Here is a 12427-nt window from a genome sequence, read left to right as displayed (position 1 = left end):
ACCGGCTCTTCGGCCCCGGTGGGTGGGCCCGGTGGCGGCTACTTCAGCTGGTCAGCGGTGTACTGCCCGGAGTCGACGAGCACCTTCTGGTAGTTGTCCTTGTCGACGCTGACCGGCTGCAACAGATAGGAGGGCACGACCTTCACCCCGTTGTCGTACTGCTTGGTGTCGTTGACCTCGGGCTGGTGGCCGGTGAGTAGGGCGTCACCCATCTGCACGGCCACCTTGGCAAGTTCGCGGGTGTCCTTGTACACGGTCTGGGTCTGTTCGCCGGCGATGATGGACTTCACGGAGGCGAGCTCGGCGTCCTGGCCGGTGACGATGGGCAGCGGCTTGCCCGCGCCGCCGTAGCCGACCCCCTTGAGGGACGACACGACACCGATCGAGATGCCGTCGTAGGGCGAGAGCACCGCGTCGACGGTGGCGGACGAGTAGGCCTTGCTGAGCAGGTTGTCCATCCGGGACTGGGCCACGCCGCCGTCCCAGCGCAGGGTGGCTGCCTGGGTGAACTCGGTCTGGCCGCTCTTGACCACGAGCTTCTTGGCTTCGATCTGGGGCCGCAGGACGCTCATGGCGCCCTGGTAGAAGAACGCGGCGTTGTTGTCGTCCGGTGATCCGGCGAAGAGCTCGATGTTGAAGGGGCCCTTGCCGTTCTGGAGACCGAGCCGGTCGACGATGTACGTGGCCTGCAGGACGCCGACCTTGTAGTTGTCGAAGGTGGCGTAGTAGTCGATGTCCCCGGTGCCGCGTATCAGGCGGTCGTAGGAGATGACCCGGATCTTGGCGGCGGCGGCCTTCTGGAGCACGTCGCTGAGCGAGGAGCCGTCGATCGGAGCGATCACCAGAAGCTTGGCACCCTTGGTGATCATGTTCTCGACCTGGGCGACCTGGTTCTCGACGACGTTGTCGCCGAACTGCAGATCCGTCTTGTAGCCCTTGGCCTGGAACTGCTTGACCATGTTGGCGCCGTCGTTGATCCAGCGCTCGGAGGACTTGGTCGGCATGGCGATCCCGACCAGGCCCCCCTTCGCGTCGCCCCCGTCCGACCCGCCCCCGCCCGCGGCGCCGTTCGCGCTCTGGCCGCAAGCCGCCAAGGCCAGGCCGAGCACTGCCACAACCACGCCTGTCGACATTCTTCGCACTTTTCCTCCAGTGGAGCGCCGGGACTCGGCGCGGTGAGGGGCGGGCCCGGCCTGACGCGGCTCAGGCGGATTTTCGGGCGGCGGGGCTGGCGCCGGCCGCTGGGGGTGCACTGCCCGACCGCGCTGTTCCGGCCTGGCGTGACATGAGTGTTAACGCTCACAACTGTGTCGTCAAGGCCCCTGGGGTCACCTTTGCGCCCATCGCAAAGCCCTCCCGAGCCTGGTGCGGGCTCTCGGGGCCTGCGCGCCACGCGGGCGCGCTCGTCCTCGCGGGGACGGCGCGTGCGGCTGACGGCGCCCGGTTCGCGCGGGCGCCGCCCCGCTCGGCCCCGGACACCCGCACCTTGATCGCCGTACGCCAATCGTGGCCGCACCCGCCCCGTCACTGGATGGTCCACGCGGCGTTGGGCGGCACCGGGCCATTCGGCCCGTCTTCCGACTCGCCCGGACGGTCCCGGGCACGACAGCATGGAGGGAGGGCGGTCGACGGGATGCCCTCGGGTTTCCTCGGGAGGAGGCGATACACACGGTGACCAGTCATCGCTTTGCGTTCTGCGGCGCCGAGCTTGCCGCTGTCTATGTGGTCGCCGACCAGGGCAGGGAACTCCATCTGGCCGAGCTGACCGGAAACCGCGGCGTCCTCTACGGACTGCCGGCCATCCTCGCCGTGGCCAGCCATTCGCCCGCCGCCAATGCCTTCCGCTCCGGCCGTCCTCTGTGGCTGACTCCCAAGGAGCTCGCCACATTCATCGAGGATGATCCCCACCACTTCCCCACCCGGGTCCGGGACGGTGACCCCAACTCGCCGGCCAGCATCTCGCTGGGCGCGTTGCCACTGGGACACGGCGACCAGGAGCTCGGGTGCCTGATCGTCGCCGGGGAGGTCGGAGACGGCTTCAGCGCCGACGACCGCAGCCTGCTGGAGCTGTACGCCGATCAGGTGGCCGCCGGACTTCAATCGGTCGCTGTTCGCTTCGCCGGACGCAAAGCCCCGCAAGCGCATCTGGGTCAGTCCCTGGTGCCCCACCAAGGCGGCGCGTTCATCCTGGAGCTGAGCACCGGCCGCATGGAGGCACACGCGCGTGTGCTGGAACTGCTCGGTCTGCCCCCCGAGCAGTTCGACGGGCAGGTGGAGACCCTGCTTGCCTGCGCCGTCCCCGACGACATGCCCGCACTGATGGCGGTCGTGGAGCCGGACCGGCTGGCTCCTGCCGGACAGCAGCTGGCGTTCCGTATCCGCCGCCCGAACGGCGAGCTGCGCTGGCTGGGGCTGCGTTGCCGCGTGGAGGTGGACTCCGATGGCACACCGCAGCGCGTCCTGGGTGTGGTGGCCGATGCCACCTATCTGCGCCCCAGCGCCGACGAGGTCTCCCTCGTGCAGCGGCTGTCGGCCACGCTGGCGGGAGCGGCGACCATCCGAGAGGTCAGCCGGCTGGTGGTCGCCGCCCTGCGCGAGCCGCTCGGCGCCTCCCGGGTGGCTGTCGGCGAACTGGAGCCCGAGCGGCTCATAGCCACCGCCCTCGACCCTCCGGAGCCCGATGCCTGGCCCGAGGTCTGGCGCTCGGAATGGCGGTCCGAGTGGCCCGACGTGCCGCTCAGCGAACTGCCCACCCTGCAGAGCGCGCTGCGTGGGGGGCACATGAGTCTGTGGCCGCCGGGAGCGGGTCTTGAGCCCGGTCTCCTGGGCGTCGGCCCCGGCGGTCTCGCGGTGCTGCCGCTGCCCGCCGAAGGCAGGATGGTCGGGGTGTGTCTGGTGGGGTGGGACGCGGAGCACCGGTTCGGACCGGAGGAGCGGTCGCTGCTGACCGCGACCGCGGGGCTGGTGGGTCAGGCTCTGGTGCGCGCCCACGCACTGGACGCGGGCCACGAACTCGCCACCATGCTCCAGCGCAGCCTGCTGCCCCGTAAGCTCCCGGAGCTGCCGGGCGGGGTCGCTGTCGCCCGCTACCTGCCCGCGACCGCGGGACTCGAGGTCGGCGGCGACTGGTACGACGTCATTCCGCTCAGTGACGGGCACGTGGCGTTCGTCATCGGGGATGTACAGGGGCACAGCGCGGGAGCCGCCACCATCATGGGCCAGATGCGTACGGCGGTCAGGGCGTACGCAGTGGAGGGCCACCCGCCCGATGTGGTGGTCGCGCGGGCCAACCGTCTGCTCGTCGGCATGGAGACCGATCTGTTCGCCACCTGTGCGTATGTGGACCTGGACATGGAGGAGGGCATCGCCAGGGTCGTACGGGCCGGCCATCTGCCGCCGATCCTGCGCCATCCCGACGGCGTCACCGAGGAGGTGGCCGTCGAGGGCGGGCCTCCACTGGGCGTGCTCGCGGAAGCCGAATTCCCCATGACCGAGGTGGGGCTGCTCCCCGGAACCCTGCTCGTCCTGCTGACGGACGGCCTGGTCGAGTCCGCCAGGCTGCCTCTGGAAGAGGGCATGCGGCGGGTGTGCGATGTGCTCGCCGCGGCCGACCCGGTCGATGCCGGAAGGGCGGCCGACGAGTTGGTCGTCGGTGTGGGCCGTCGCGACGACGATGTGGCGTTGCTGTTGCTGCGCTACGACGGCACAGGGGACCGGCCGATGCGCAGGCACTGGACGGTGTGGCGGCTGCCCAAGGCGGTCATGCACGCGCGCCGCTTCACCACGCGCACCCTGCGGTCCTGGGGAGTGGTGGAGGAACTCGACGCGGCTCTGCTGGTCGTGTCCGAGCTGGTCACCAACGCCGTCGCGCACACCCAGGGTGAGGTAGGGATGGATCTGACCCTGTCGACGGACCGGCTGCGGATCGCCGTGAACGACGCGTCGCCGCGCAGCCCCGTCAAACCGGTGTCGGTGAGCTGGGAGTCGACAGGCGGTCGCGGGCTGCTCATCGTCGAGGCGACGACGATGGCCTGGGGCTCGGTGCCGCTCAGTGGTGGCAAGCAGGTGTGGGCCGAGATCCCCTGGCGCCGCGCGACCGACTGACGTACAGGGTGAGTCCCGCTGCGTCCCGGGACGCCTTCGCCGCCGCCGCGGTCCTGTTTGCCAGGGCCGATGCCGACCCGATGACGACCTCATGCCGGCCGAATGCCGATCGAACGCCGACTCTATGACGGTCCGTCAGTTGTGACTGCGACCGTCGCAGGGCTGCCGGCACGCTCGCGGCACTCACGGCGCGCGGTGCACTGTGCGAAGTTCCCGTTCCGCGACCACCCGGAACGGGTTCGGCGGGCGGCCGGTGAGGCGCTGGACGGTGTCGGTGGTGCGGGCCTCGGCTCCCTCGGCTATGGCGCGGTCCATGGCGGCCAGGATGGCGGCGAACTCCGGCGGTATCACTGCGGCCAGACGCTCACGCATGTCCTCGTAGGCCAGCTGGTGGTGGACCACGGGGCGGCCGGTGACCCGGGTGGCGATCGTGGCGATGTCGTCGTGACTCAGTGCCTCCGGCCCGGTCAGGACCATGTCGGCGTTGGGCGCCCGGTCGTTCGTCAGGGCATGTACGGCGACGGCGGCGATGTCGTCGGCGTCGACGAACCCGACCCGGCCGGTTCCGGCAGCCGTCCGGATGACCCCGTCCTTGCGGATGCTGTCGGCGTGGGCGTGCGTGCCGGTGAAGTTCTGCATGAACCAGGAAGGCCGCAGGACCGCCCACTGGTCGAACAGGCCGGGCAGGGCCTGGTGCACCGCGCCCACCGCCGGGCCGCCCTCGGAGATGGCCGAGGAACTGAGGAGAACGGCGCGACGAACGCCGGCGGCGCGGGCCTGCCGGAGGAAGGGCATCATGACCGCGGCCGGGTCCGGGTCGCCGACGGGCGGGACGAGGTAGGCGCGGTCGACTCCGTCGAGGGCGTCGCCGAAGGTGGTGGGGTCGTACCAGTCGAAGCGGACCGGTTCCGCTCCCGGGAGCGGGGTGGCGTGACGGCCGGCGGCCTTGACGCGGTGGCCGGCGGCGATCAGCCCCGCGGTGGTCCGGCTGCCGGTGGTGCCGGTGGCGCCGATGACCAGGATGGTTCCGGTGAGGGTCATCGGGCGTCGCTCCCCGTGAAGTCCGTTCCGGGTGTCTGCACGGCGAGGGGGTTCCAGTAATCGCGGTAGGAGGTGAAACGTCCGTCCTGGACGGTCACGACGGCGATGTAGGTCATGTCGAAGGGGCTTCCGGTCGCGACCAGGCGGCCCACACCGCGCATCTCGACCACGATGGCCGCGGGGTCGGTGGTCTCGTGGATCCGCACCTCGGGGAAGTCGTGCAGGTCGATGTGGTCGGGGTAATCGCGCATGTAGGCGGCGATGGCTTCCCTGCCCTTCAGCCGTCCGGGCCGGCCCGGGGGAGCGAAGGGGAACTCCAGCGCGCCGTCGTCGGCCCACAGGTCGACCCAGCCGGGAATGTCCTTGGCCAGGAGCAGGCGCAGGCTGTGGCGGTACAGATCCGCCGGTGAGGTGGTGGTTGCGGGCATGAGGTACTCCGTCCCGTACGATGCGGACCAGCGGTCCGCTTCTTCGGTGGACGATACGGACCGCCGGTCCGTATCGCAACCCCGGAGGATCTCGATGCCCGAACGCAGCCCACGCAAGGACGCGGCCCGTAACCGGGCAGCCGTCTTCGCTGCCGCCGACGCCCTCTTCGCCCACTGCCGGAGCCCCGAGGACGTGACGATGGCCGACATCGCGGCAGCGGCCGGCGTCGGCAAGGGAACGCTCTTCCGCGCCTTCGGCGACCGCACCGGGCTGATCGGCGCGCTGTACGAGGCACGGCTCGAACCGATCAGGAGCGCCGTCGAGGGCGGTCCGCCACCGCTGGGGCCCGCCACCCCGCCGCTCCGGCGCGTGCCCGCCCTGCTGGACGCCGTGCTGTGCTTCAAGCTCGACAACCGCCACCTCGCACTGGCCCTGGAGGGAACCGGCGCGGACAGCCCCTACCGGACCGCGCACTACGAGCGGTGGCACACCCTGCTCCGGGACCTGCTGGAACAGATCCCGGGCCCGGCCCACACCGGCTTCACCGCCCACGCCCTGCTCGCCGCCACCCGGGCGGACCTCGTCGCCTACCTGGCCGGCGACAAGGGCGTGTCCCGCGAGGAACTGCGGGAGCAGCTGGCGGAGTTCACCGCCGGGATCCTCGACACCCGCACTCGACGAGGACCGGCCGACGGGCAATGACGCCGGCGTCCGGGCGTGGCGGACGAGAGGTCATGCGGGTGTCGAGGGGCACGGCGGCCCGAGCGGCCCGAGCGGCCCGAGGGGCACGGGCGGCCGCCGGGGCCGGATGGGCCACGGCTGGCCGGGGCGCGGCCGTGTCGCCGTCGGCGGCGGTGCGGCTCCTGTCATCGTGGGCCACCGCGTTCCGTCTTCCCCGGGAGGTACCTCCGTGTCCCGACGCCCGTACGGCCACGTCGGCCGGTTCCGCTCGTCGCTGCGCCTCGCTGCCGCCACCGCCGTGTGCGGCGCCGTGCTCGGCGCCCCGGTGCAGCCCGCGCAGGCCGGAGCGGACCGCAACCCGCCGCCCGGGACCTCCCTCCACCAGGAGCTGCGGGAGCTGGTGGACAGGCCCGACGGGCCCCCCGGAGTCATCGCCGTCCTGCGCGACGGCGAACGCACGGAGGTCTACCGGGCGGGCGTGGCGGACGTGGAGAGCGGCCGTCCGCCGAGGGCGACCGACCACATGCGGATCGCCAGTGTCGCCAAGGCCTTCAGTGGAGCGGTGGCCCTGAGGCTCGTCGACCGCGGCCGGCTCCACCTGGACGACACGATCGGTGAGGTGCTGCCCGGTCAGCCGACCGCGTGGCAGCGCGTGACCCTACGTCAACTGCTCAATCACACCAGCGGGTTGCCTGACTATTCGGCTTCCCAGGGGTTCATCGACATCATCTCCGAGGACCCCCGCCACCGCTTCGATTCCCGGCGCCTGCTGGAGTTCGTCGCCGACGACGACCTCGAGTTCCGGCCGGGCAGCCGCTACCAGTACTCCAACTCCGACAACATCGCCATCGCCCTCATGGCCGAGGCCGCCACCGGACGCCGGTACGAGGAGCTGCTGCGCGAGCTCGTCTACGAGCCGTTGGGCATGGATGCCACGAGCCTGCCCCAGGGATACCGGCTGCCCGCGCCCTTCCTCCACGGCTACCAGCTCGATCCGCAGGTCGGCCCCGTCGACGTCAGTGAAGCCGTGAGCGCCTCGGGCGCCTGGGCGGCCGGGGGCATCGTCTCGACGCCGAAGGACCTGACCGCGTTCATCCGCGGCTACGCGGGAGGCGCGCTCGTCTCGGACCGCACCCGACGGCAGCAGTTCACCTTCATCCCCGGGGCGCTGTCCCAGCCCCCCGGGCCCGGCCGCACCGAGGCGGGCCTGGCGATCTACCGCTACACCACGCGCTGCGGAGCGGTGTACGGCCACACGGGCAACACGCCCGGTTATACGCAGCTGGTGGCGGCCACGGCGGACGGCCGGCGCTCGTTGACCTTCTCGATCACCACGCAGACGGCCCTCAACAACAACCCCGACCTCCTCGCACGGGTCCGGGAGGTCCAGGAGGACTTCGTCTGCGCCCTGCTGCGCAGGTGACCTCGGCGGTGCGGGAGACCGCGGAGGCGCGCGGAGGCCGGACGTTCCCACCGGGTGCGAGGTCCACACGTATGGGGGAAGCTGGGTGAGGCGGCAGCGCCGCCGGCGGTGTCGGCGGCGGGCAAAGCGGCGAGGAGGATCTCGTGGATGTTTCAGCAGCTGGCCGCACCGGACGCGCATCCCGGCGCAGGGTGCGGATGACCACCCTGCTGTGCGCGGTGGCGGCCATGACGGCCGCGGTGATCCCGGCCTCCGCGAGCGCCAGCCGGGGTGTGGATCCGGTCGTGGTCGTCGACTGCTCCTCCCAGGCCCGGATGCGCCCCGAGGCGTACCTCCTGGCCTGCGGGGACGGGAACAACCGCCTCGTCGGGCTCCGCTGGGACACCTGGGGATCGAGGACCGCGACGGCCACCGGTACCGACATGGTGAACGACTGTGTCCCCTACTGCGCGGCCGGCCGTTTCCGCGCCTACCCGGTAACGGTGACCTTGAGCGATCCGCGGGCCTGGCCCGAGCACCCCGATGTCCAGCGCTTCACGACGATCCGGCTCCTCTACACCGGCACCGCACCGGACCCGGCCCCCAAGGACGTGAGCTACAAGCTCGATTACTGACGGAAATCGGCGTTCGCCTGACCACTCCCGGCGGCGCCGGCCGCGCAGCCGTACCCCTTCGGTCTTGTGAGATGTATTGACAGAAGGTGAACGCGGGCTGAGTCTGAGAGCGCTCTCAGACGTCAATACTTCCCTTCATGCTCCGCGCCCGCCCCCCTTTCCGCATGCACCGGGCACGGGGCACCGCAACGCCCGCCGTCAGGTCCCCACCCGGAGGAAGAGTGTGTTCCGCTTATCGAAAGTACTGGCATCCGTAGTCTCGATGTTGACTGTCGCCGCCGCAGGCCTGACGGTTCTCGGTCCGTCGGCGTCCGCGGAGGCCGTACCGGTGACCATCCCGCTCACGATCAAGAACAGCTCGGGACGCAGCGAGCCGGTCTACGTCTACAACCTGGGCACCCTGCTCGCGACGGGCCAGCAGGGCTGGGCCGACGCCAACGGCACGTTCCACCCTTGGCCCGTGGGAGGCAATCCCCCCACTCCGGCGCCCGACGCATCGATCGCGGGTCCGGCCAACGGGCAGACCAAGACGATCCGGATGCCCAAGTTCTCCGGCCGCGTCTACTTTTCCATCGGCCAGAAGATCGTCTTCAAGCTCAGCACCGGCGGCCTGGTGCAGCCTGCCGTGCAGAACCCCTCCGACCCCAACCGCAACATCCTGTTCAACTGGTCCGAGTACACGCTCAACGACGCCGGCCTGTGGATCAACAGCACGCAGGTCGACATGTTCTCGGCTCCGTACGCGGTGGGCGTGAAGGCGGCCAACGGCTCGGTCACGCATACCGGTCGGCTCAAGCCGGGCGGCTACAACGCGGCCTTCGACCGGCTGCGTTCGGCCGGCTGGGGCGGATTGATCCAGAACCGTCCCGACGGCACGCCGCTACGAGCGCTCTCGCCAGGTCACGGCATCGAGGCGGGCGGAATCCCGGCCGGCGTCATGAGCGACTACGTCAACCGGGTCTGGAACAAGTACGGTTCCTCGACGCTCACCGTGACGCCGTTCGTGAACCAGCCGAACACCGAGTACTACGGCCGGGTCTCGGGCAACGTCATGAACTTCACCGACGGCTCGGGAGCGGTGGTCGCCAGTTTCCAGAAGCCGGATGCCGACAGCATCTTCGGCTGCTACAAGCTGCTGGACGCCCCCAACGACCTCGTCCGCGGCCCGATCTCCCGCACCCTGTGCGCGGGCTTCAACCGGTCGACGCTCCTGACCAACCCCGACCAACCCGACGCGAACGGCGCCGACTTCTACCGTGACGCCGTCACCAATCACTACTCCCGCATCATCCACGAGCAGATGGCCGACGGTAAGGCGTACGGCTTCGCCTTCGACGACGTCGGCGCCCACGAGTCGCTGGTGCACGACGGCAACCCGCAAGAGGCCTTCATGACACTGGAACCGTTCAACTAGACCGGGACGTCCATCCGTCTCCTCCGGTGTGGACGGGCCTGACGCTCTCGGGCGCCGGCCAACCGGCAGCAAACCGGCCCGACGGGTACGGGGGTACCGGAGCGGTGCCAGGCCCCCCGACCCTGCTGCGCGGCCGTACCCGGCGTGCCCTGGGCTCCATCCCGCCGGAGGCGGTGCCGACTCCGGCGTACTGCAGGGAGTCCGCCGGGGTGCGGTCGTACATGAAGAGGACCAGCTCACTGGCCGTGCCGCGGACGAGACGCCGGCCGCCTCCGGGCCCTCGTCGGCAGTGGTGGGGGCGGTCGTGCCGCGCGCGGGGAGACGGGTGGAGCGTGCGCCGTCGCCAACGACCGTGAGGCGCCAGGAGCGGCCCTGGGTGGCGTGGAAGTCGAAGGCAGAAGTCCTCGACACCGTCGAGTGCCGCCTCGTCCGGCAGCGACTGCAAGGCCGCGATCTCTTGGAGCTGGTGCCGGGCGACGGCACCGCAGGTCTGCGGGGACCGCGACGTACCCCACCACGTCCAGTAGCTCCTGCGTCGATGCGGTCAGCCGGGCCAGCAGGGCCTCGCGCTCCCGGGGCGCGGCCGGGGCGCCCTCCGGTACGGACTTGGCCGCGGCGGCAGGCCCTGCGGCGATGGTGGCGGCCCAGCGGCCCAGGAGCGGCGCCCGTCGCCCAGATGCCGCACCAGATCGAACAGCGTCCACTCGGGGCGGGTCGGCACCCGCACATCGAGGCTGGCTGGGGCGGCGACCGCGGCGCGAAAGGCGGTCGATCGTTCGTCGATCAGCCGCAGTAGATCGGGGAACTCCAAGCGATTTTCGCAGTCGACGGGGCGGCCGCGCGGATCGGCAGGGCGGGAACCGGACCGGGACACGGGGCCTTTCGGACATGTCGTGGCGAACCGAGGCGACCTCTATGTGCCTTCGAAGCCGTCAGGCGTATACATGCCCGCAGTAGGCCCCGCGACGAAGGGATCCAACTGCCATGAGGTACAGGAGAGTTGCGTCGTTCCTGGGCGTCTCGGTGGCGCTCGCCGGCAGCGTGATCGGGACTGCTGGGGAAGCCTCCGCTTACCCACAGGTCAATGTCTGCGGCAGCTCGTACGGATCGCTGAAGCAGTACCCCGTCAGGGGTACCGACAACACGAGGGTGGGCTGGATCGACACCTACTACAGCAGTGCCACCGGCAAGAACTGCGCCATCGTTCGCGGAGACGACTCGCGGGCGAGCGGGTTCAACCACATCGAGGTTGCCATCGGACTCTCGGGCGCGGCCGGATGGACTCAGACCGATGGGGCGGGCGTCAACTACACCAAGTACGCGGGGCCGGTCTACGTCTACGCGCCGGGCAACACGTGTATCGATGTGTGGGGCGTTTTCAAGTACGGGGACGATGGCTTCGCCACCGATGGAGCGCTCGGAGTGCGTTGCTAAATCGGCGTTCAAGCTTGTCCGGGCTTGTTCATACGGCAGCCAAGCTTTTCGGAAGGGAAGCAACCACCATGCACGCCAAGCGAATTGCATCGATTCTGGCCGTCGCATCGATGCTCGTCGGCAGCCTGATCGGCACCGCGACCGAGGCCGCCGCCTATCCGCAGGTCAACGTCTGCGGCAGCTCGTACGGATCGCTGAAGCAGTACCCGATCGTCGATCCGGAAAACGGCTACCGGGTGGGCTGGATCGACACCTACTACAGCAGTGCCACCGGCAAGAACTGCGCCATCGCTCGCGGAGACGACTCGCGGGCGAGCGGGTTCACGCACATCGACGTGATGATAGGGCTTACCAGTCAGGTCGGGTGGGCTCAGGAGGACGGGGCGTTCCAGAACTACACCAAGTACGCGGGGCCGGTTTATGTCTACGCACCCGGCAACACCTGCATCGATGTGGCCAGCAACCTGTTCTACGACGGCTACCTGGAGAAGCAGGGACTGGGGACGGCAACTCAAGTGCGCTGCTAGGGCGTTTCTTGGCGACCACTTGGCCGACATGCCGGTCCCGACCTGGAAGCGACGACAGCCTCGACATCGAGGCAAGTAGGCGGCCGCGCGCCCTGACCATCCCTACGGAGGTCATCTCGTCTGCCAGGAAGACGACGCACGATTCATCCTTTTGTGCATATTCGCGTTCGGTTGCGGTGTCAGGGCGGCCGTGTCATTCATGATCGCGGCAGGTTGGCTCGCTCCGTGCGGGCATCGAAGGATGGGGTGCGTCCTGGAAGAGACTGTGGTCGGGTACAGGTGGCAGCTCGAGCTCGGCGGGCAGCGGGTGGAGACACTCAAGAGTGTCTCCAGTGTCTCCCTCACGCGGGAGTTCATCGAGATGGCGGAGAACACGCCGGAGGGGAAACTGGTCTCCTCTCGGGTCAGCGGGCCGCCTTCGGATGGGGGCACGCTGACCCTTACGCGTGCCATGGACAAGAGTGACACGTTCACCAAGTGGATCAGGGATTCCTTGGTCTCGGACGCTGCCGACGGCAGCGGCCAGGACCTCGTCCTGGTGTACGTGAACGCGAAGAACGAGCCGGTCAAAAAGTTCCTGTTCGAGGGCGCGTTCCCTACGAGCTGGAGCGGTTCGGAGCTTTCGGCGGGCGATTCCTCGGCGACTGACGAGACCATCGAGATCAGCTACGTGACGGGCCGAGAGGCCTGATCTCCTCAAACCATTGCCTGCCCGTCCGGTCGGCCACGTGGTCTTCTCCGCTTGGCCAGCCGGACAGCT

The 12427-nt window shown here is 69.7% G+C and carries 12 protein-coding genes; 8 read left to right on the top strand and 4 right to left on the bottom strand.

Features of this window, described 5'->3' with window-relative positions; all coding sequences use genetic code 11:
- Positions 1–38: 38 nt before the first annotated feature.
- Positions 39–1133, bottom strand: coding sequence for a multiple monosaccharide ABC transporter substrate-binding protein (gene chvE / locus ACFWBF_RS09580; protein ID WP_385597768.1), 1095 nt, complete (start codon positions 1131–1133; stop codon positions 39–41).
- A 538-nt stretch (positions 1134–1671) separates the two neighbouring features.
- Between chvE and ACFWBF_RS09575 the strand changes: the two genes are divergently transcribed.
- On the top strand, positions 1672–4104 hold the full coding sequence (locus ACFWBF_RS09575) for a SpoIIE family protein phosphatase (protein WP_385597765.1): 2433 nt from the start codon (positions 1672–1674) through the stop codon (positions 4102–4104).
- A gap of 183 nt (positions 4105–4287) precedes the next feature.
- Here the strand turns inward: ACFWBF_RS09575 and ACFWBF_RS09570 are convergent, their stop codons facing one another.
- Both ACFWBF_RS09570 and ACFWBF_RS09565 read right to left on the bottom strand, forming a co-directional pair.
- On the bottom strand, positions 4288–5145 hold the full coding sequence (locus ACFWBF_RS09570; RefSeq protein ID WP_385597762.1) for an NAD(P)H-binding protein: 858 nt from the start codon (positions 5143–5145) through the stop codon (positions 4288–4290).
- Positions 5142–5573 carry a nuclear transport factor 2 family protein gene (locus ACFWBF_RS09565; RefSeq protein ID WP_385597760.1) on the bottom strand — a complete coding sequence of 144 codons (432 nt, stop codon included), beginning with the start codon at positions 5571–5573 and terminating at the stop codon, positions 5142–5144. The genes ACFWBF_RS09570 and ACFWBF_RS09565 overlap by 4 nt, the downstream gene beginning before the upstream one ends.
- Positions 5574–5667: 94 nt before the next feature.
- On the opposite strand from ACFWBF_RS09565, the gene ACFWBF_RS09560 reads away from it, so the two are divergent.
- The 4 genes from ACFWBF_RS09560 (at position 5668) to ACFWBF_RS09545 (ending at position 9706) form a co-directional block, all read left to right on the top strand.
- Positions 5668–6276: a TetR/AcrR family transcriptional regulator gene (locus ACFWBF_RS09560; RefSeq protein WP_385597757.1), complete on the top strand. Its 609-nt coding sequence runs from the start codon at positions 5668–5670 to the stop codon at positions 6274–6276.
- Positions 6277–6484: 208 nt separating this feature from the next.
- Entirely contained in the window at positions 6485–7678 is a 1194-nt protein-coding gene (locus tag ACFWBF_RS09555; protein WP_385597754.1) for a serine hydrolase domain-containing protein, read from the top strand.
- Between the two features lie 143 nt (positions 7679–7821).
- The gene (locus tag ACFWBF_RS09550) at positions 7822–8292 is read left to right on the top strand and encodes a hypothetical protein (RefSeq protein ID WP_385597752.1); all 471 of its coding nucleotides are present in this window, start codon (positions 7822–7824) and stop codon (positions 8290–8292) included.
- A 262-nt stretch (positions 8293–8554) separates the two neighbouring features.
- Positions 8555–9706: a glycoside hydrolase family 64 protein gene (locus ACFWBF_RS09545; protein ID WP_385597749.1), complete on the top strand. Its 1152-nt coding sequence runs from the start codon at positions 8555–8557 to the stop codon at positions 9704–9706.
- 544 nt (positions 9707–10250) lie between these two features.
- Here ACFWBF_RS09545 and ACFWBF_RS09540 read toward each other — a convergent pair.
- On the bottom strand, positions 10251–10580 hold the full coding sequence (locus tag ACFWBF_RS09540) for a maleylpyruvate isomerase N-terminal domain-containing protein (RefSeq protein WP_385597747.1): 330 nt from the start codon (positions 10578–10580) through the stop codon (positions 10251–10253).
- A gap of 110 nt (positions 10581–10690) precedes the next feature.
- On the opposite strand from ACFWBF_RS09540, the gene ACFWBF_RS09535 reads away from it, so the two are divergent.
- The 3 genes from ACFWBF_RS09535 (at position 10691) to ACFWBF_RS09525 (ending at position 12358) form a co-directional block, all read left to right on the top strand.
- Positions 10691–11140 (top strand): hypothetical protein, encoded by a 450-nt coding sequence (locus ACFWBF_RS09535; RefSeq protein ID WP_266975646.1) that lies wholly within the window; start codon positions 10691–10693, stop codon positions 11138–11140.
- A gap of 68 nt (positions 11141–11208) precedes the next feature.
- Positions 11209–11667, top strand: a complete 459-nt coding sequence (locus tag ACFWBF_RS09530; RefSeq protein ID WP_385597744.1) for a hypothetical protein — start codon at positions 11209–11211, stop codon at positions 11665–11667.
- Between the two features lie 199 nt (positions 11668–11866).
- Positions 11867–12358, top strand: a complete 492-nt coding sequence (locus ACFWBF_RS09525) for a phage tail protein (RefSeq protein WP_385597940.1) — start codon at positions 11867–11869, stop codon at positions 12356–12358.
- The last annotated feature ends 69 nt before the right edge of the window (positions 12359–12427 follow it).

Origin of the sequence: Streptomyces sp. NPDC060028 (assembly GCF_042736725.1) — a bacterium.
Taxonomy (GTDB): Bacteria; Actinomycetota; Actinomycetes; order Streptomycetales; family Streptomycetaceae; genus Streptomyces.
The sequence above is the reverse complement of the archived record's forward strand: the minus strand, read 5'-3'. Positions and strand labels throughout refer to the sequence as shown.